We start from the raw sequence: 20,419 nt of genomic DNA, 5'->3' as shown, positions 1-20,419 counted from the left end.
GTGACCGAGCAAAATCTGGGGTGGCTAATGGGACTCGAACCCACGACAACTGGAATCACAATCCAGGGCTCTACCAACTGAGCTATAGCCACCATAATTCTGGTGCGTAAGCGTGTCACGCTTACTTAAATTCACTGCATAACGCGGTTAAACCAACCACCGAAGCTCTTGCGCACAAATTAAATGGCGCGCCCGACAGGATTCGAACCTGAGACCTCTGCCTCCGGAGGGCAGCGCTCTATCCAGCTGAGCTACGGGCGCGTAGCGCCGTTGCGGATGGGCATACTACGGGCTTGACCTCATACTGTCCAGCCCTTTTTTATAAAAAAAACGCGTTTGATTACGCTTTGTGCATTCTATCGATAATGACTGCAGTTTGAGGCGCTTACCCGATCCTTTTTGCTGGAAAAACCAGCAATTTCACAGATCGCCTCGCCAGTGATAGCGTAGATATTTGAGCAACTTTAATTGGCGACGCAAACGCGAAGGCTGACGGATTAAACGATACAGCCATTCCAGCCCGGATTTTTGCCACCAAATCGGCGCGCGCTTAACGTGCCCGGTAAAAACATCATACGTGCCGCCCACGCCCATATAGAGCGCATGTGGCCAATGGGCGCGACAATCACGCATCAGCAGCTCCTGACGTGGCGAGCCCTGCGCCACCGTAACAATCTGCGCACCGCTGGCCGCAATGCGCGCAAACAGCGCATCGCGATCCTCAGGCGCAAAGTAACCATTCTGGCTGCCAACAATATTCACACTCCACTGACGACGCAGTTTTTCGCAAGTTTCATCCAGCACAGCCTGACGCCCACCAATCAGAAACACCGGAATGCCGTTGCGCCCAGCACACTCCATCAACGCTTCCCAAAGATCCGCACCGGCGATGCGATTAACCTGCAGTTGGGGATACTTCTTACGCAATGAGCGAACAATACTGATGCCATCCGGATATTTGAACTCCGCCTCAGCAATGAGCGCGCGTACCTGCGCGTCTTCTTCCAGCGTCAGCATTTTCTCGGCATTCATTGCCACCAGCGTGCCGCAGCGCGGCTTGCCCTCCGGCAGCAAAAAACGCAAAAAACTCGCCATATCGTTGAAGGCGTGAAGATCGACTCCGCGCAGGCTATAGCGCGGCTTCTCGGTTTGCATGGTATGAATTTTCCCGTTGTGCCCAGACGTCAAGAAGGGCTATGTAAAGCCGGCTCGCTGCGCGGGCGAATCAGCCCCGCGCGCGCCAACAGCCAGTAAAGCAATTTAGCCACCCACATGCAGGCAGCAAAAATCAGACAAAAGAACACCACGCGCGAGCCAAAAGCATCCAGCCCTTCACGCGCCAGCACGATCATATTAAACACCGCGCCGAAGCAGAAACTCTGCAAAATCGCACCGCTGTAACGGTTGCTGGTATCGCGGCCGTACAGATAAAGGTTATCGAAGCCTTTCATCAACAGGCCCACGGCAACCCCACCGATGGGGATAAACCACACGCCGCCCATCACCAGCAGCGAGCCGAGCAGCGTGGGAGAAATGGCTAGGCCGGAATGGTTATTTAACACTTCCCAGGTAAAGTAGTTGGCGCTGTTGAGAATGGCTGATGGACGTCCCGGCCACATCCAACTGGGGATGAACACGTAGAAGTCACGCCAAATCGGTGCCAGGCCCTGAAAATCGATCTTGTCGTAGTTTTGCAGTAACAGCGCCAGATTTTCCCACGGCGAGAAGGTATCGCGCGTTAGATAAAGGAAGGTGTAAAACGCCTCATCGCCGACCACGTCGAGGTTATAGCGGCGCAGCGCCAGCCAGAACATGCCACCAATTGCCATCACACCGGCGCCGACCAGCATCCACAGCGTGATCCAGCCGCGCGTAATGCCAATAAACAGGAACAACGCGAAAGCGATAATGATATTGGCGCGCGTACCGCCCACCAGCGCATAGGTCAGCAAGCCAAACGCCACCGACACCAGCAAAAACCACAACCATTGACGCTGGGTTGGCTTGAGGAAGTAGCGAATCAGCATCGCCGGAATAAAGAAATAGAAGAAGCGTTTAAGCGCCACGCCGGACACTTCACTGGAAAAAATCTGGTTGTACGCCGATAGACGGAACAGCAGCAGGCCGTTGTGCATAAAAAACACCGTCACGGTGCCAATCGCTACCAGCGCCAGCAGCAGACAGGTCAGATGGGTTTCAACCCGGTTCATTTGCAGCCAGGGTTTACGCGGAGGCGCATTGGCCGGCCGCAGCCGCACCTTGTAGCTAACGTAATAAATGGCATAAAAGCTGGTAGCCGCCAACAGCGCCTGCAGCAAATATTCGGGCGGTACCACCGCCACATTAAAGCGGAACACCAGAATGCTGGTCAGAGGGAAACCGAAATAGAAGGTCAGTAAAAAGAGGATGGTGAAAAACAGGTGGAAGTTGAAGCGCACCCGTTTAAATTCTCGCCAGGTTAGGGTCAGAATGAAACCCAGCGAAAACAGATAAACCACCAGCAGACCACTAAACTGCATCAGGCTCATGTTCTCTCCCTTTCACTCAGGGTTAGCGCGTCGCGCCAGCCTGCCAAAAAGCCTGGGGCAAAAAAGGCAATCGATGATTGATCACATTGCACTAATTGCCGCTGTGCTTCAGCAACGCTGGCAGCATCTAGCGCATCTTCACTAAACAGCACCGGCAAGCCTTGCTCACTGAGATCGCGCCAGAACGGATTTTTGCGGTTGAGCACGAATGGAATGTCGGCCTGAATCAGCAGGCAAAGGGTACCAATGCCTTGCTGCCGTTCGAACATAAAATAGCCGAGCTGGCAGTGGCTGAGCAATGTCAGATAGGCATCAAAGTCAATCTTGTCACGCAGCAACGTCACCTGGCCTGCTGGGAATAGCCGCTGTGCGGCGGCAGCAATCTCATCGATGTAAACGTTATTGTTCTGCGGATAACCGAGCGGCACGACGATTTTCACCTGTTCGCCAAACTGGGCGCGAATCGCCTCTAAACCGGCAATATGACGATTACTGCGATCGCCAGAGTTACCAAGCAGGATAGTGAAATCGGCGCTTTTCACCGGCGCGCGCACCGCCACATCTGGCATGCGCGTCGGAAAATAGAGCAGTGAAGCCGGTACGCGCGGATGGCGTTGTTGGAAATGGTGTAAATCACCGCGAGTTGCAAATACGTGCGCCACGCGCCCCTGCGCCAGCCGGCGCAGCAGATAAAACAGCTGATACTTGAGGCCGCGCCCTTCTTCATAGAGATCAGCGCCCCACACATGCCAGAACGCCTGCTGACGACGCAGTTTGCCACTCAGTAAAGCTAACCAAATCTGGGGGTTAAACTGGCCGTGAAAGAAGAAACGCTGCGATCGATTGGCGGCACGCGCAATCACCGCCAGCGCCAGCGCACGCTTGCTGGCAAAGGTTTCAATCTGCAATGAGGAATACGCTTGCAGCGTTTCCGGCGCGCGGGAAACCACCATAAATTGACGTGGCGCATCGCCAGGCATGTCGGCGCTCATCACGTCATTAAAAAAGCGCAGCACCGTATGATTGTGATGCGGGATATCCGATCCCAACACGTGAAAAGTCGTCATTTTTTCCGGTAATAAATCATGAAGACGCCACAACAAAGGGCGAAATAGAGAACGTAGGTTGCCATGTAAGCCTGCGCGGCGCCGGCTGTCCCGTGTAGCGGAATCAGCCAATGGGAAAAACCGGTTAACAGCGCAAACTGGCTGATTTCAGTCAGAATATAGAAGCGCAGTGATGCTTTGGCGATCACCAGATATCCGAAAACATAGGCGCCGACTTTAAACACATCACCGCACAACTGCCAGACGAAGAGATCACGCATCGCGCTAAACTGCGGTGAAAACAGTAGCCAGATAGCGACATCGCGCAGCAACCATACACAGAAACTGGCCGCTGCGACGATAGGTAACACAAAGCGCAGCGCACGACCAATCTCCCGGGCGATGTGCGCCTTCTGCTCCAGCCGCGCCAGCGTGGGCAGCAGCCACACGCTGAAAGTTGCCGTGATAAATTGCAAATACGCATCGGAAATGCTGGTCACGCCCTGCCATAAACCGACCTGTGCCCAACCTTGTTGCTCAGCCAGCAGATTTCGCATCATCACCCACGCTACCGGCAAGGTGAACGAGGTAATCAGCGCCATCAGCGTATATTTCGCCAGATTGCGTGCCAGGTCGGGATGCCATATTGGCGTGAGCCAACTCAACGGCAGCCGATCGCGATGGCGGCGCAGCATCAGCAATGCCGGAAACGCCAGCAGCGCCGGCACCAGCGCCAAACCCACTAACGCACCGGCATAACCGCCCAGCCACCAACACACTACATAGCCGAGCACGCCAATCAAACTGCCGGCAATCAGCGCCAGCGCATTGCCGCGTGCATCGCGAAACCCTTTCAGCAATGCCAGCGTCAGGTTGGCCCAGGCAATACCAAGCTGCAGAAAGGCAACAATACGCACCACGTTTGCGTATGCCGCATGACCAAACAACGCCTTACTGATGGGCGTTGCCGCCAGCAAAAATACCAATGCCAACAGCGTTGAAAAGCCCAGCACCATCGCCGATGCCGTGCCGGTTACCGCACGTAACTGTTGCGGCTGTTGCTGATGCTGGGCAACTAAGGTGGTGACGCCGTTAAATATGCCCGCGCCCGCCAATACGCCGAGTACAGTAATTAACTGGCGGAAGTTACCCGCTTGCCCAATCCCTTCCGGCCCAAAGCTCACCGCCAATAATTTCACCACCAGCAAACCGGCAACGATTTTTACCAACGTAGAAGAAGCGGTCCAGACTGACGCTTTTGCTAATGACATCAGGCAAAGAAACTCAGCAGCGAACTGATCACCGTGCGCTGGTTGTTATCCGACAAATTGAAGAACAGCGGCAGGCGCAGCAGACGCTCACTTTCACGCGTGGTAAACACATCATCACCGTGTAAGCGCCCAAAGCGTTCACCCGCTGGCGAGGAATGCAGCGGAATGTAGTGGAACACCGTGAGGATCTCCGCCTCTTTCATCCAGTTGATCAGCGCCTGACGATCGTTGCTGTCGCGCAGTTTGATGTAGAACATATGCGCATTGTGGCGACAATTTTTTGGCACCACTGGCAGTTCAATACGACCGGCAGCAGCCAGCGGCTGCAGCGCATCGTAATAGCGCTGCCACAAACGCAGACGTTGCTGATTAATCTGCTCTGCCGCTTCCAGCTGCGCCCATAAAAAGGCCGCTTGCAGATCCGCCATCAAATAGCTGGAGCCAATATCGCGCCAGGTATATTTATCAACCTGACCACGGAAAAACTGACTGCGGTTAGTGCCCTTTTCACGAATGATTTCGGCCCGCTCCACCAGTTTCGCATCATTAATCAGCGTTGCGCCGCCTTCGCCGCCGGCGGTGTAATTTTTGGTTTCGTGGAAGCTAAAGCAGCCAATATGACCCATGGTGCCGAGCGCACGCCCTTTGTACTGGGACATCACGCCCTGCGCGGCATCTTCGATCACATACAGCTTATGCTTCGCCGCCAGTGCCATGATGCTGTCCATTTCACAGGCCACGCCCGCGTAATGCACCGGTACGATGGCGCGGGTTTTTGCTGTGATCGCCGCTTCAATCAGCGTTTCATCGATATTCAGCGTATCGGGACGCACATCGACAAACACAATGGTCGCGCCGCGCAGCACAAAAGCGTTGGCGGTAGAGACAAAGGTATAGCTCGGCATGATCACTTCATCGCCAGGCTGCAAATCAATCAGTAGCGCGGCCATCTCCAATGATGCGGTGCATGATGGCGTTAGCAGCACTTTTTTGCTGCCGAAATGCTGCTCCATCCACTGCTGGCAGCGACGGGTAAAACCGCCATCGCCGCACAGCTTGCCGCTGGCCATCGCCGACTGCATATACTCAACTTCACTGCCGACAATCGGCGGCGCATTAAATGGGATCATGGGGCTTTCCTGTAGAACCAGTAAGCGGTGCTTTCCAGCCGCGCACCGCTGCGTAAATAGAGGCGCATCGCCGTGAGATTGCTGAGCTGAGTGGCCACGCGCAGATGTGCGAGCTGACGCACGCGGCCCCAGTCAGCGGCAGCGAGCAGTAAACGCTGGCCAACGCCACAACCTTGCGCGGTGGGCAACACCGCCAGCAGACCAATACGCATATCACCGTCCACTTCGCGCATCGAGACGAAACCTTGCAGCGCGCCCTGCTCATCGCAGGCCACCAGACATTGATTATCGAAGGTGCCGCGCACCGCATTTTCAATCCACTGTGCGTAAAAACGTCCGCTGTCTGCCGCATCAAACCACGGCGCCCGGAAGCGACTTTGGCTAAACGCCTGGGCAGCAGCATCACGTAATGCCGGGATTTGGGCTTCCCGCGCGATACGTACGCCAGGTTGCCGCGCGGTATCTTTGATGCTGAGGGTGAGATCGGCTTCGCCTTCGACCAGCTGAAAACCGTGCTGGCTCAGCGCATCGATCACATCAACCCGCTCGGCAGGCACTTTGGTTTGCCACAATGAATAAGGGTGTTTCAGCGCTTCAGCCAGCGGCAGATCGCCATCCAGCATTAAGCGAGCGCTGTGCTGACCAAAGAAGTCATTTTCCCACGTGAGGGGATCAATATTGACGCGGACGGGCATTGTGGACATCCAGCAGATACTGGCCGTAGCCGGTTTTGGTTAGCGCCTGTGCTGCGGCTAACAGCTGAGCATCGCTCAGCCAGCCGTTGCGCCACGCAATCTCTTCAAGACAGGCAATTTTAAAGCCCTGACGTTTTTCCACCGTTTGCACAAACATACTCGCCTCAATCAGGCTGTCATGCGTGCCGGTATCCAGCCAGGCAAACCCGCGCCCCAGCAACTCAACCGAAAGCTCGCCCTGATCGAGATACATCTGGTTGATGGCGGTGATTTCCAGCTCACCTCGCTCGGAAGGTTTAACCTGTTTGGCAAACTCGACCACGCGATTGTCGTAAAAATAGAGCCCTGTCACCGCCCAGCGCGATTTCGGCTGCTGCGGCTTTTCCTCAATTGAAAGCGCGTTGAAGTCATCATCAAACTCCACCACGCCAAAACGTTCCGGATCCATTACCTGATAGGCAAATACGGTTGCACCGCTACTGCGTGCCGCCACTTTCTTCAATTTGGGGCTGAAGCCCTGACCGAAATAAAGATTATCGCCCAGTACCAGACAACAGTGATCATCACCGATAAAGGATTCACCAATAATAAACGCCTGCGCCAATCCATCCGGACTGGGCTGCTCGGCATAGGCCAGCTGCACCCCAAATTCGCTGCCATCGCCCAACAGGCGTTCGAAGTGGGCACGATCTTCCGGCGTAGTGATGATCAGAATTTCACGAATCCCTGCCAGCATTAGCACCGATAACGGATAGTAAATCATCGGCTTGTCATACACCGGCAACAGCTGTTTCGAGATGGCGCGGGTAATCGGATGCAAACGCGTGCCCGAACCTCCGGCTAAAATGATGCCTTTCATCGCTGCTCCTTCTGCATGGGTTTCAGCGCGGCGTGGCTAAGCCTAAGCGCTCGCCACGATAACTGCCGTTAAGAATCGACTGCCACCATTGCGGGTTCGCCAGATACCACTGCACCGTTTTGCGGATACCGCTCTCAAAGGTTTCCTGTGGTGTCCAGCCCAGCTCGCGGGCGATTTTACTGGCGTCGATGGCGTAGCGCTGGTCGTGGCCGGGACGGTCGGTGACAAAGGTAATCAAGTCACGATAGCGAGCCAGATGCGGCGCACGCTGCTGCGGCGCCAGTTCATCCAGCAGATCGCATAATGTCTCTACAACGTCAAGATTACGTCGTTCGTTATGGCCGCCAATGTTGTAGGTTTCACCCACTGTACCGCTGCTCACCACGCTGTAGAGCGCACGTGCGTGATCCTCCACATACAGCCAGTCGCGAATCTGGCTGCCGTTGCCATACACCGGCAGCGGTTTGCCCGCCAGCGCATTGATGATGGTGAGCGGGATCAACTTCTCCGGGAAATGATACGGACCGTAATTATTGGAGCAGTTGGTGATGATCACCGGCAAACCATAGGTGCGTAGCCAGGCGCGCACCAAGTGATCGCTGCTGGCTTTGGTCGCTGAATACGGGCTGCTCGGCGCATACGGCGTGTTTTCAGTAAAGTAATCGTCGCTACCGTGCAGATCACCAAACACTTCATCGGTGGAGATATGATGCAGAATGAACGCTTTTTTGCGCTCATCAGCCATGCCATTCCAGTAATGGCGCGCCGCTTCCAGCAGTTGATAGGTGCCGACAATATTGGTTTCGATGAAGGCAATGGGACCATCAATCGAACGATCAACATGGCTTTCCGCCGCCAGATGCATAATGCAATCTGGCTGATATTGCATCATTACGCGGTCCAATTCAGCGCGATGGCAAATATCCACCTGCTCAAAGGCGAAACGCGCATTCTGTTGCACCGATGCCAGCGAGGCCAAATTACCGGCATAGCTCAGCTTATCGACCACCACCACGCGATGATCGGTATTTTCAAGCAGAAAACGCACCAGCGCCGAACCGATAAATCCAGCGCCCCCGGTGACCAGAAACTGTTTCATCGCCAGACGCCTTTGGTATCGACAATCCACGGTTGGGCAATTTGGGCCGCATCAATTGCGCGGAACTGGGCGTGATCGACCAACATCACTAGAATATCGGCCTGTTGCAGCGCCTTTTCGGTGGCAACCAGCGTGGCCTCATGGGCCAGACGCGGCGGGATATCAGCCACATGCGGTTCAACCACCCAGGTTTCGCCGCTGTGCCACTCGGCAATTCGGTGGGCAACACTCATCGCCGGGCTTTCGCGCAGATCATCGATATTCGGTTTAAATGCCAGACCAAAGCAGGCAATGGTGACGTCACTGGCACGTTTGCCGCTGGCGGTAAGGCATTCTGCTAACGCCTGTTTTACCTGATCCAGTACCCAGCCGGGTTTAGCGTCATTCACCTCACGCGCGGTGCGAATCAGTCGCGCCTGCTCGGGGTTTTGCGCCACGATAAACCACGGATCTACGGCGATACAGTGCCCGCCAACGCCAGGCCCAGGCTGCAGGATATTGACGCGTGGATGGCGATTTGCCAGCGCTATCAGCTCCCACACATTAATGCCCTGCGCCGCGCAAATCAGCGACAGCTCATTCGCAAAGGCAATATTCACATCGCGGAAGCTGTTTTCCGTGAGTTTGCACATCTCGGCAGTGCGCGCATTGGTTTCCACGCACTCGCCGCGCAGGAAAATACGGTATAGCTCGCTGGCGCGTGCAGAGCAGGCTGGCGTCATACCGCCAATCACACGATCGTTTTCCAGCAGTTCGACCATCACTTTGCCGGGCAATACGCGCTCTGGACAGTAAGCGATAAACACATCACACGCATCACCGTGCTGCGGAAAACGCAGATCGGGACGCGCTGCCGCCAGCCATTCCGCCATTTGCTCGGTGGCACCCACTGGCGAGGTCGATTCGAGGATCACCAGGTCGCCCGCTTTTAACACTGGCGCAATCGACAGCGCCGCGGCCTGCACATAGCTAAGATCCGGCTGATGATCGCCGATAAATGGCGTTGGCACGGCAATCAGAAAAGCATCGGCGGCTTCGGCTTGCGTAGTCGCGCGCAGATGACCGGCACGCACCGCTTCGCGCACCACATCACCCAACTCGGGTTCAACGATGTGGATATCGCCGCGATTAATGGTTTCGACGGCGCGGACATTAATATCCACACCAACAACTTTTTTTCCCCGTGAGGCAAAAACGGCTGCCGTTGGCAGCCCAATGTAGCCCAGTCCGATGACGGAAATGGTTTCAAAACGCATGGTTATACTCTGTGTTGTTTTAGGGCCTGCAAGATGCGCGCGCAGGCATGGCCGTCGCCATAGGGATTGTGCGCGCGGCTCATTGCCTGCCAGGCGTCATCGTCCTGCAACAGCAGGCTGACTTCAGCGACAATTTTACTGATATCGGTGCCGACCAGTTTCACCGTACCGGCGTCGACCGCTTCTGGTCGCTCGGTGGTATCACGCATCACCAGCACAGGCTTGCCCAGCGATGGCGCCTCTTCCTGAATGCCGCCGGAATCGGTAAGAATCAGCCATGAGCGATTCATCAGCCAGACAAACGGCAGATACTCCTGCGGTTCAATCAGGATGATGTTTTCGATACCGCTAAGAATGCGATTAACCGGCTCGCTGACGTTGGGGTTGAGGTGCACAGGATAGACAATTTGCACCTGCGGATGCTGGCGCGCAATCTGCGCCAGCGCACTGCAAATGCGTTCGAAGCCGTCGCCAAAGCTTTCGCGGCGATGACCCGTGACCAGAATCAGCTTTTTATCAGCATCGAGGAAGGGATAGCGCGCCGCGAGACGAGCATTGAGATCGGCATCATCCAGCACGCGATCACGCACCCACAGCAGTGCATCAATCACCGTGTTGCCAGTAACAAAAATGCGCGCATCCGGCAGGTTCTCACGCAGCAAATTCTGCCGCGAATTTTGCGTGGGCGTGAAGTGATAGCTGGCCAGATGGCCGGTGAGCGTGCGATTAGCCTCTTCAGGCCACGGCGACATCAGGTTGCCGGTGCGCAGACCCGCTTCCACGTGCCCAACCGGAATCTGGTGATAAAACGCCGCCAGGCTAGCCGCCAATGTGGTTGTGGTATCGCCGTGCACCAACACTACATCCGGCTGGAAGTCGGCCAAAACGGTTTTCATGCCCTGCAGAATGCGGCTGGTGATCTCCGTCAGCCCTTGTTCCGGGCGCATGATATTCAGATCATAATCAGGCTGCAGTTGGAATAAACGCAGCACCTGATCAAGCATTTCACGATGTTGTGCGGTGACGCATAAGCGCGACTCGAACGCAGCATCCTGCGCCAGCGCCTGCACCAGCGGAGCCATTTTGATCGCTTCAGGACGCGTGCCAAATACGGTCAGAACTTTCACGTGGCTTCTCTTAATGGCTCGTTGCTAACGTTGAACGCGGACGACGCACCAGCGCCACTCCCGCACCGACCAGCGCGCCAATCACGCCCCACATGATCATCATAAACAGGCGGCGTGGACTATCGCGCGACACCGGCTCTTCCGGAGTGCGCAAGTAGCGGTAAGTCTGGAATTGTTTATCCAGACGCGGCCCGGCCTGCAGCGTACTCAGCATCGCTCTGTTTTGATCATAGCTTAAATCATAAGCAGGTCCGCTGGCTTGTAAGGTGTCGAGCTGCGCCTGGAGCATTTGCTGTCCCAGCAGGAAACGATCGCTGTCTGGCAGCGCCTCGCCGGTTGCTGGTGCGCGGTTCTCTTTGATGCCCTGCTCACTCGCCACTTTCAATGCCTGTTCAATGCGCTGGCGTTGACGTTCAAACACCGCCTGAGCCACTTCCTGCTGACGATTGACCTGTGATTGCAGCTGCACACTACGCGCCTGCCAGGCCCCGTTGAGTTCCGCATTGAGGTGACGCGCCGCTCGCTCGCTGGCGTAAGCAATATATTGACGCAGCAAATTGTTAGCATCGCCAGCGGTTTCAGCAACCAGCTTGATGTTATCCATGATGTTGCGTGCCGGATCGGCTGCCGTGAACTGGATGTTGGTGATCAAATCGTCGAGCAGCGCCGCATCGTTGTGTGCGTTGCCGCTTTTGCGACTTTTGAAGTATTCAGTCTGCTGCCAGAAATCACGACGTGTATCCCAGGATGCCAGCTGCATGGTGAACTCCTGATAGACCTCATCCATCACGGTGGGCTTCGGCGAGCTGAGATTGAGCGTGTTAGTGCGTACATCCAGGTTATTGAGGAATTGTTGCTGCACAAAGAAATCACTCAACATATTGACGGTTGGTCGATCGGTAACCGCCGTCGTGCTCCACGCTTGCTTCATCAGCATCGACGCCAGCCAGGCAATCAACGCAAACAGCAGCGCCAGCCCGACAATCCAGCGTTTACCACGCCAGAGCGTGCAGCCAAGGCCACGCATATCCAGCTCGTTCTCCACATCGACAGAGGTCATAACAAAATCCTTATCAGGGTACTTTCTGGGCAATTTATTTTTTATCTTCACTGCTTTGCCAGCGACGTTTGATGCGACGGATTTTGCGCGCCACGCGCCAGGCGTGTTTCAGGCAGTAGCCGTAAAGGAGGAACGCCATCATGAACAGCACCAGCATCACCCATTCCGGGATAAATGCCAGATATTCACCGAGCACACCAATCCCCGCCAAAATCGCCGCGGCCACGGTAATCAGTAGAAATGCCTGACGTGAAGTGAAGCCAGCGCGCATGATCAAATGGTGAATGTGCTGACGGTCAGCGGAAAACGGGCTCATGCCTTTACGTAAACGGCGATACATAATAGCCACCATGTCCATCAGCGGAATAGCGATCAGCCATAGCGCGGTGACAGGTGTGATCGGATGGCTCAGGCCTTGGGTCGTTTCCAGCAGAATCCAGATGATGGTGAAACCGATCATGGTACTGCCGGCATCGCCCATAAACACTTTGTAGCGACGGCCAATCAAGCCGAGATTGAGCAAGATATAAGGAATGGTGGCGGCGATCATCGCAAAGCACCACATGGCGAGGCTGGTTTGGCCATCGAAATAGAGAATGATGCCGATGGCGGCAAAGGTGACGCTGGAGAGGCCGCCAAGCAGGCCATCAATCCCATCCACCATGTTGAAGGCGTTGATCGCTGCCCACACGGCAAAAAGCGTCAATACATAACCAAAGGGACCGACGATCAGCTCTACCGGCCCAATAATAAAGCCCAGACTGAGTAAATAGAGTTTGGCGCCGATCATCATAACAAGGGCAACAACTGCCTGCACCAGCGCGCGGATTTTGACGCTGATATCAAAGCGATCATCCAATGCGCCAACCAGCACCAATACGCCCGCGCAGCTCAGATAAAGCATCGCATGCGGCAAATAATAGTTTGAGATAGCAAAAGCGAAGCAGATTCCCGCATACACGGAAATACCGCCCACTAACGGAATGGCGCCATGATGCCGTTTTCTGGAGTTTGGTGTGTCCACTAGCCCAATTTTTTTAGCTGCTTTACGAGCAAAAAATAGGAACACTAAAGTAAAAAGAAAAACTAAACCAAGCTCAGTACTCATAGTGAGTAAATTCACGTTAATGCTCTCAGCTAAAATCGTGGACAACAATATGCAAAACACCCGCCATTGCCGTATATCCCTATTCCGAATTCTGCTGCAGAAAAGTCTGAATGCTGAAAAAACAAACGAATCTCTGCCACAGTCATTATAAAAGCTTCCTGACTGCGCTAATCCTAATGCCCATAAATAAAAAACGCCACGTTAAGACGTGGCGTTAGCAATATTTCCTGGCAAATTGTGCGAATCACCGCTTGGCTTAGCGACTCGCCTTTCGCAACTTAGGAACGCTTCATCATATCGAAGAATTCGTCGTTAGTTTTAGTCATTGCCAGTTTATTGATGAGGAACTCCATCGCGTCAATTTCACCCATTGGATGGATGATTTTGCGCAGGATCCACATCTTCTGCAGCTCTTCCTGAGTGGTGAGCAGCTCTTCTTTACGCGTACCGGAACGATTGTAATCAATCGCAGGGAATACACGCTTCTCGGCGATTTTACGCGAGAGGTGCAATTCCATGTTACCTGTACCTTTAAACTCTTCGTAAATCACTTCGTCCATCTTCGAACCGGTATCAACCAGCGCGGTCGCGATGATGGTCAGGCTGCCGCCCTCTTCCACGTTACGTGCCGCACCGAAGAAACGCTTCGGACGATGCAGGGCGTTAGCATCCACACCACCGGTCAGGACTTTACCTGATGCTGGAACCACGGTGTTGTAGGCACGCGCCAGACGCGTAATGGAGTCAAGCAAGATGATCACGTCTTTCTTGTGCTCAACCAGGCGCTTAGCCTTCTCGATCACCATTTCAGCAACCTGCACGTGACGTGACGCTGGCTCATCAAAGGTCGAAGCGATCACTTCACCTTTAACCAGACGTTGCATCTCGGTGACTTCTTCCGGACGTTCGTCGATCAGCAGCACCATCAGCAGGCAATCTGGATAGTTGTAAGCGATGCTCTGCGCGATGTTCTGCAGCAGCATGGTTTTACCCGCTTTCGGCGGCGCTACAATCAGACCACGTTGACCACGACCAATCGGTGAAGCCAAATCCAGTACGCGTGCAGTAAGGTCTTCAGTCGAGCCATTACCGCGCTCCATACGCATACGCTTGCTGGCGTGCAGCGGCGTAAGGTTTTCAAACAGAATTTTGTTACGTGCGTTTTCCGGCTTGTCATAGTTAACTTCGTTAACTTTCAACAGCGCAAAGTAGCGTTCACCTTCTTTTGGCGGGCGAATCTTGCCAGAAATGGTGTCACCCGTGCGGAGGTTGAAACGGCGGATTTGGCTAGGAGAGACGTAGATATCATCGGGACCGGCGAGGTAGGAGCTATCTCCAGAACGGAGGAAACCAAATCCGTCCTGCAATATCTCTAGCACACCATCACCAAAGATGTCTTCGCCGCTTTTTGCGTGCTGTTTCAGGATAGAGAAAATAATATCCTGCTTGCGCATACGCGCCTGGTTTTCCAGCCCCATATTTTCGCCGAGGGTAATCAGCTCAGAAACCGGCGTATTCTTTAATTCGGTAAGATTCATAGTGATGGGTTCTTAAACTCGGGGTAATTCTCGAAATGATTGTCGTGAGTGGTATGGCAAAAATTCCATGCCTGTTAATGGCTCTTTTTCAACTCAACTCGACGATTATCGTCAGATGTGGCGATAGGAAACGAGGAGACGGTCGAAAGATGATGCCGAATGTGCTAGTCATCAGATTGCCAAACCACGATAACGTTCATTGCGAGTAGGGTCTGACAAGGGAAAACTTAGATGCAAACTACAAGGTAAGAGCGTAATGCAGTGAACTCAACTTAACACGCTTAAAGTGAGACGTCCAGCAGTGGAGAAAAAATTCACCACTGCTGAACAAACACCGCGCCGGGCTTAGGCCAGGTTGGCGTTCAGGAACTCTTTCAGCTGCCCTTTTGACAGTGCGCCAACCTTGGTTGCTGCCACTTCGCCGTTCTTGAACAGCAGCAGAGTTGGGATACCGCGGATGCCATATTTTGGCGCAGTACCCGGGTTGTCATCAATATTCAACTTAGCGATGGTAAGTTTACCTTCGTACTCTTCTGCGACTTCGTCGAGAATTGGGGCGATCATTTTGCAAGGACCACACCATTCAGCCCAGAAATCAACCAGAGTGACACCGTCTGCTTTCAGTACGTCTGTGTCGAAACTGTCATCGGTCAAGTGAACGATCTTATCGCTGCTCATGTTTAACTCCAAAAGATTGCGCCTGGCGAATTGGCGGAAATGATACCAACGTGGGTTGACTTTATTTCATCGGATACGCTTTCGTAAAGCGCTAGTAAGCTGATATTCTACCACACTATGAGCAAAACACACTTAACTGAACAGAAGTTTTCCGACTTCGCCCTGCACCCTCAGGTGATAGAAGCCCTTGATACTAAAGGCTTTAGCCACTGCACGCCTATACAGGCGCTCGCGTTGCCTCTTACGCTTACAGGGCGTGATGTTGCGGGTCAGGCGCAAACCGGTACCGGCAAAACGATGGCGTTCCTTACGTCAACGTTTCATTATCTTCTTTCTCATCCTGCCGCAGAAGGCCGCCAGATCAATCAGCCCCGTGCGCTGATCATGGCCCCAACGCGTGAGCTCGCCGTACAAATTCATGCCGATGCTGAACCGTTAGCGAAGGTCACTGGCTTAAAGCTGGGCCTTGCATATGGTGGCGACGGCTACGATAAACAGCTGAAAGTGCTGGCTGATGGCGTCGATATTCTGGTGGGCACCACCGGCCGTTTAATCGACTATGCCAAGCAGAACCACGTCAATCTGGGCGCGATTCAGGTTGTTGTGCTGGATGAAGCCGATCGCATGTTCGATCTCGGTTTTATTAAAGATATTCGTTGGCTGTTCCGCCGCATGCCGCCGGCCACCCAACGCCTGAGTATGCTGTTTTCTGCTACCTTGTCTTACCGCGTGCGTGAACTGGCGTTTGAGCACATGAACAACGCCGAATACGTGGAAGTGGAACCCGAGCAGAAAACCGGTCATCGCATTAAAGAAGAGCTTTTCTACCCTTCCAACGAAGAGAAAATGCGTTTGCTACAAACGCTGATTGAAGAAGAGTGGCCGGATCGCGCCATCATCTTTGCCAATACTAAACACCGCTGTGAAGACATTTGGGGCCATCTGGCTGCCGATGGTCATCGCGTTGGCCTACTGACCGGCGATGTGGCACAGAAAAAACGTCTGCGTATCCTCGATGATTTCACCAAAGGTGATGTGGATATCCTGGTTGCCACCGACGTTGCGGCACGTGGACTGCACATTCCTGCGGTAACGCATGTGTTCAACTACGATTTGCCTGACGATCGCGAAGACTACGTTCACCGCATTGGCCGTACGGGCCGCGCGGGTGCCAGCGGACATTCAATCAGCCTGGCATGCGAAGAGTACGCGCTGAACCTGCCGGCGATCGAAGAGTATATCGGTCACGGTATTCCAGTCAGCAAGTACAATAGCGATGCGTTGATGAGCGAACTGCCACCGCCGAAACGTCTGCAACGCAGTCGTTCAGGAAACGGCCCACGCCGTGGCGGGAACAACAGTAACCGTCGGAGCGGCGCGCCGCGCAATAGCAACCGTAAACGTTCGGGTTAAGCACACCATGCTAAGCGCATCGTCACTTTATGCAGCGATTGATTTAGGTTCTAACAGCTTTCATATGTTGGTGGTGCGCGAGGTATCTGGCAGTATTCAGACCGTCGCGCGGATTAAACGCAAAGTGCGTCTGGCTGCGGGCCTCGACAAAGCCAATCATCTCTCTGCAGAGGCGATGCAACGTGGCTGGCAATGCCTGAAGTTGTTCTCTGAACAGCTACAGGATATTCCTCCCGAACAAATCCGCGTGGTGGCAACCGCCACGCTGCGCATTGCGAACAATGCGCAGGATTTCCTCACGACGGCTGAACAAATTCTTGGCTGCGCGGTAAATGTTATCAGCGGCGAAGAAGAAGCACGTCTGATTTATCAGGGTGTTGCGCACACAACCGGCGGTTCCGATCAGCGTTTAGTGGTCGATATCGGCGGTGGCAGCACCGAACTGGTGACTGGCGAAGGTTCGCACGCGACCACGCTGTTTAGCTTGTCGATGGGCTGCGTAACCTGGCTTGAACGCTATTTTAGCGATCGTCATTTGGCAAAAGAGAATTTCGAGCAGGCTGAACAGGCCGCGCGCGCGATGATCCGTCCGGTAGCTGCTGCGCTGCGTGAAAAAGGCTGGCAGATCTGCGTGGGTGCTTCAGGCACCGTGCAAGCGTTGCAGGAAATTATGATGGCGCAGGGTATGGATGAACGCATCACCCTGAGCAAGCTGCAACAGCTGAAACAGCGCGCGATTCAATGCGGCAAGCTGGAAGAGTTGGAAATTGAAGGATTGACGCTGGAGCGCGCATTAGTTTTCCCCAGCGGATTATCGATCCTCATCGCCATCTTCGAGGAACTGAGCATTGAAGGCATGACGCTGGCCGGTGGCGCACTGCGCGAAGGTTTAGTGTATGGCATGCTGCATCTGCCGGTTGATCGTGATATCCGCAGCCGCACGCTGCAAAATGTACAACGCCGTTTTGCCATTGATATTGATCAGGCCAGTCGCGTACGTCAGCTGGCGGAGAGTTTCTTCCGTCAGGTCAGCAGCAGCTGGAAGCTGGATAACCGATGTCGCGATCTGCTACTGAGCGCCTGCTCTATTCACGAAATTGGCCTGAGCGTCGATTTCCGCCAAGCCCCGCAGCACGCCGCTTATCTGATTCGTCATCTTGATCTTCCTGGCTTTACTCCCGCACAGAAAAAAATGCTGGCCTGCCTGTTGCAGAACCAAAGTGGCAGCATTGATCTCGCATTGCTGACACAGCAAAACGCGGTGCCGCCGCGCATGGCGGAACGTTTGAGTCGTTTGCTGCGCTTAGCGATTATTTTCTCGAGCCGACGTCGTGATGACACCTTACCCGCTGTGCGTTTACAGGCAGATGATGATGCGCTGCATTTGACGCTGCCTGCCGGTTGGCGCGAAGCGCATCCGCTGCGTTCTGAGCTGCTGGAGCAGGAGAGTCATTATCAGTCGTATGTGCACTGGTTATTGACGATTTCCTGATGGTCAGGCGGCATAAATGCCGCCCCTACACTCAACGTAGGGTCGCCATTCATGGCGACCACCACAACCTCAACCCTTCTTCGCGTTCTCAAGCATCGCTCTTAACCCGGCAATGCGCGTCTGTCCGGTCTTCACACGCTCTTCTGCACTCACCACTTTTTTCTCACGCTCCCACACCACATCGTCCTGCGGCAGTTCCAACAGGAAGCGACTCGGTTCCGGGCGCATCAGCTCGCCATACTGGCGGCGTTCGCGACACAGCGTAAAGGTCAGCTCTTTCTGCGCACGCGTAATGCCCACATAGGCCAGACGACGCTCTTCTTCGATATTGTTCTCATCGATGCTGCTCTGATGCGGCAGCAAACCCTCTTCCATGCCGACCAGATAGACATACGGGAACTCCAGCCCTTTCGATGCGTGCAACGTCATCAGCTGCACCTGATCAAGCTCCTCGTCGCTCTCACCGCGCTCCATCATGTCGCGCAGCGTAAAGCGCGTCACCACCTGCGCCAGCGTCATCGGTTCGTTCAGCTCATCCCCTTCCAGCATCTCGGTCATCCACTGGAACAGCAGGTTGACGTTTTTCATGCGCATCTCGGCCGCTTTCGGGCTGGGCGAAGTTTCAAACAGCCAGCTTTCGTAATCGATGCCACGAATCAGATCGCGCACCGCATTAACCGGCTCACGCTCGGTCAGTTGAACGATATCATTCAGCCAGTGCGTGAAGCGCTGCAGATGCTCCAGCCCGCGCCCGCTTAGCGTTTGCTCCAGCCCCATATCAAAGCTGGCGTGATACAGACTTTTATTGCGCAGGTTGGCCCATTCGCCCAGTTTTTGCAGCGTGGCCGGTCCAATCTCACGGCGCGGCGTATTCACGATACGCAGAAACGCACTGTCATCTTCCTGATTGGTCAGCACGCGCAGGTAAGCCAGTAAATCTTTGATTTCCGGACGCGAGAAGAACGACGTGCCGCCAGAGATGCGATAGGGAATACGGTTCTGCATCAACTGCTTTTCAAACACGCGCGACTGATGATTGCCGCGATAGAGAATAGCGTAATCTTTGTAGGCGGTTTTATTGATGAAGTGATGCGCGATCAGTTCGCCCGCCACGCGTTCCGCTTCGTGGTCTTCGTTGTTAGCGCTCAGTACTTTCAGCTCGCTACCCTGCCCCAGTTCAGAGAACAGGCGCTTCTCAAACACGTGCGGATTGTTAGCGATAAGGATATTGGCGGATTTCAGGATGCGCTGCGTCGAGCGGTAATTTTGCTCCAGCTTCACCACTTCCAGCGCCGGGAAATCCTGTTGCAACAGCACCAGGTTTTGCGGACGCGCACCTCGCCATGAGTAAATTGACTGATCATCGTCGCCGACCACGGTAAAGCGCGCCCGCGCACCCACCAGCAGCTTCACCAGCTCATATTGGCTGGTGTTGGTGTCCTGATACTCATCCACCAGCAAATAGCGAATGCGCTGCTGCCAGCGTTCACGTACTTCCTGATTGCGCTGCAGCAACAGCGTTGGCAACGCAATTAAATCGTCGAAATCCAGCACGTTGCAGGATTTCAGGTGTTGGTCATACAGCTGATAACAGTGCGCAAAAATCTGGTCGCGCTGCGATTGCGCCAGGCCTGCCGCGCCCTGTGGATCGACCAGATCGTTCTTCCAGTTGGAGATGGTGGAAATCAGCTGCTGCAACAGCGTTTTGTCCTCTTCCAGCCACTGTTTGGTCAGGTCTTTTAATAGCGCAAGCTGGTCCTGATCGTCGAACAGCGAAAAACTGGCTTTCATTCCCAGCGCTTTGTACTCGCGCTTGATGATCTCAAGCCCCAGCGTGTGGAAGGTTGAAATCATCAGGCCGCGCGCCTCTTTACGTCCCAGCGTTTGTGCCACACGCTCTTTCATCTCGCGCGAGGCTTTATTAGTAAAGGTCACGGCGGCGATATGGCGCGCCTGATAGCCGCATTCGCGGATCAGGTGGGCGATCTTATTGGTAATCACGCGGGTTTTACCTGAACCAGCACCGGCCAGCACCAGGCAAGGACCGGTGACAAATTCGACAGCGCGTTGTTGGCCGGGGTTTAAACGCATAACGGAATTCGCTCAGTTGAATCAAATG

General features: G+C 54.3%; 17 protein-coding genes and 2 tRNA genes. 2 read left to right on the top strand and 17 right to left on the bottom strand.

The window, feature by feature from the left end; translation table 11 throughout:
* Window positions 1-16: 16 nt before the first annotated feature.
* The 16 genes from AC6I8K_RS00930 to trxA all read right to left on the bottom strand — a co-directional run bounded on the left by AC6I8K_RS00930 (window position 17) and on the right by trxA (window position 15,395).
* Window positions 17-92, bottom strand: a tRNA-His gene (locus tag AC6I8K_RS00930).
* Window positions 93-184: 92 nt separating this feature from the next.
* Window positions 185-261, bottom strand: a tRNA-Arg gene (locus tag AC6I8K_RS00925).
* 159 nt (window positions 262-420) lie between these two features.
* A complete protein-coding gene (gene wecG / locus AC6I8K_RS00920) occupies window positions 421-1,155 on the bottom strand; it encodes a lipopolysaccharide N-acetylmannosaminouronosyltransferase (protein ID WP_064738166.1) in 735 nt (244 codons plus the stop codon).
* A gap of 29 nt (window positions 1,156-1,184) precedes the next feature.
* Window positions 1,185-2,528, bottom strand: a complete 1,344-nt coding sequence (gene wzyE, locus AC6I8K_RS00915; RefSeq protein ID WP_497826097.1) for an ECA oligosaccharide polymerase — start codon at window positions 2,526-2,528, stop codon at window positions 1,185-1,187.
* The gene (gene wecF, locus AC6I8K_RS00910) at window positions 2,525-3,595 is read right to left on the bottom strand and encodes a TDP-N-acetylfucosamine:lipid II N-acetylfucosaminyltransferase (RefSeq protein WP_497826096.1); all 1,071 of its coding nucleotides are present in this window, start codon (window positions 3,593-3,595) and stop codon (window positions 2,525-2,527) included. The genes wzyE and wecF overlap by 4 nt, the downstream gene beginning before the upstream one ends.
* Window positions 3,592-4,845, bottom strand: coding sequence for a lipid III flippase WzxE (gene wzxE / locus AC6I8K_RS00905; protein ID WP_497826095.1), 1,254 nt, complete (start codon window positions 4,843-4,845; stop codon window positions 3,592-3,594). Before wzxE ends, wecF begins: the two co-directional genes overlap by 4 nt.
* Window positions 4,845-5,975 carry a dTDP-4-amino-4,6-dideoxygalactose transaminase gene (gene rffA, locus AC6I8K_RS00900; protein WP_497826094.1) on the bottom strand — a complete coding sequence of 377 codons (1,131 nt, stop codon included), beginning with the start codon at window positions 5,973-5,975 and terminating at the stop codon, window positions 4,845-4,847. The genes wzxE and rffA overlap by 1 nt, the downstream gene beginning before the upstream one ends.
* On the bottom strand, window positions 5,972-6,670 hold the full coding sequence (gene rffC, locus AC6I8K_RS00895) for a dTDP-4-amino-4,6-dideoxy-D-galactose acyltransferase (protein WP_064738171.1): 699 nt from the start codon (window positions 6,668-6,670) through the stop codon (window positions 5,972-5,974). The genes rffA and rffC overlap by 4 nt, the downstream gene beginning before the upstream one ends.
* A complete protein-coding gene (gene rfbA, locus AC6I8K_RS00890) occupies window positions 6,648-7,529 on the bottom strand; it encodes a glucose-1-phosphate thymidylyltransferase RfbA (protein WP_064738172.1) in 882 nt (293 codons plus the stop codon). The genes rffC and rfbA overlap by 23 nt, the downstream gene beginning before the upstream one ends.
* Before the next feature lie 22 nt (window positions 7,530-7,551).
* The gene (gene rfbB, locus AC6I8K_RS00885) at window positions 7,552-8,628 is read right to left on the bottom strand and encodes a dTDP-glucose 4,6-dehydratase (RefSeq protein WP_497826093.1); all 1,077 of its coding nucleotides are present in this window, start codon (window positions 8,626-8,628) and stop codon (window positions 7,552-7,554) included.
* Window positions 8,625-9,884 (bottom strand): UDP-N-acetyl-D-mannosamine dehydrogenase, encoded by a 1,260-nt coding sequence (gene wecC / locus AC6I8K_RS00880; RefSeq protein WP_483816572.1) that lies wholly within the window; start codon window positions 9,882-9,884, stop codon window positions 8,625-8,627. Before wecC ends, rfbB begins: the two co-directional genes overlap by 4 nt.
* Before the next feature lie 2 nt (window positions 9,885-9,886).
* Window positions 9,887-11,011 carry a non-hydrolyzing UDP-N-acetylglucosamine 2-epimerase gene (gene wecB / locus AC6I8K_RS00875; protein WP_064738175.1) on the bottom strand — a complete coding sequence of 375 codons (1,125 nt, stop codon included), beginning with the start codon at window positions 11,009-11,011 and terminating at the stop codon, window positions 9,887-9,889.
* Between the two features lie 10 nt (window positions 11,012-11,021).
* A complete protein-coding gene (gene wzzE, locus AC6I8K_RS00870) occupies window positions 11,022-12,071 on the bottom strand; it encodes an ECA polysaccharide chain length modulation protein (protein WP_064738176.1) in 1,050 nt (349 codons plus the stop codon).
* A 34-nt stretch (window positions 12,072-12,105) separates the two neighbouring features.
* A complete protein-coding gene (gene wecA / locus AC6I8K_RS00865; protein WP_064738177.1) occupies window positions 12,106-13,179 on the bottom strand; it encodes a UDP-N-acetylglucosamine--undecaprenyl-phosphate N-acetylglucosaminephosphotransferase in 1,074 nt (357 codons plus the stop codon).
* 278 nt (window positions 13,180-13,457) lie between these two features.
* A complete protein-coding gene (gene rho, locus AC6I8K_RS00860; RefSeq protein WP_008105744.1) occupies window positions 13,458-14,717 on the bottom strand; it encodes a transcription termination factor Rho in 1,260 nt (419 codons plus the stop codon).
* A gap of 345 nt (window positions 14,718-15,062) precedes the next feature.
* Entirely contained in the window at window positions 15,063-15,395 is a 333-nt protein-coding gene (gene trxA / locus AC6I8K_RS00855; RefSeq protein ID WP_008105741.1) for a thioredoxin TrxA, read from the bottom strand.
* Between the two features lie 117 nt (window positions 15,396-15,512).
* Here trxA and rhlB point away from each other — a divergent pair, with 117 nt between their 5' ends.
* Window positions 15,513-16,808 carry an ATP-dependent RNA helicase RhlB gene (gene rhlB / locus AC6I8K_RS00850; RefSeq protein WP_483816571.1) on the top strand — a complete coding sequence of 432 codons (1,296 nt, stop codon included), beginning with the start codon at window positions 15,513-15,515 and terminating at the stop codon, window positions 16,806-16,808.
* Between the two features lie 7 nt (window positions 16,809-16,815).
* Window positions 16,816-18,300: an exopolyphosphatase gene (ppx, locus tag AC6I8K_RS00845; RefSeq protein ID WP_483816570.1), complete on the top strand. Its 1,485-nt coding sequence runs from the start codon at window positions 16,816-16,818 to the stop codon at window positions 18,298-18,300.
* A gap of 69 nt (window positions 18,301-18,369) precedes the next feature.
* Here ppx and rep read toward each other — a convergent pair whose 3' ends face one another.
* The gene (gene rep, locus AC6I8K_RS00840; protein WP_497826092.1) at window positions 18,370-20,391 is read right to left on the bottom strand and encodes a DNA helicase Rep; all 2,022 of its coding nucleotides are present in this window, start codon (window positions 20,389-20,391) and stop codon (window positions 18,370-18,372) included.
* Window positions 20,392-20,419 lie beyond the last annotated feature (28 nt).

This window comes from Pantoea sp. X-Soil-ISGK-421 (assembly GCF_059730785.1).
Note: the sequence above shows the minus strand (reverse complement) of the source record. Positions and strands in the feature narration are given on the sequence as shown.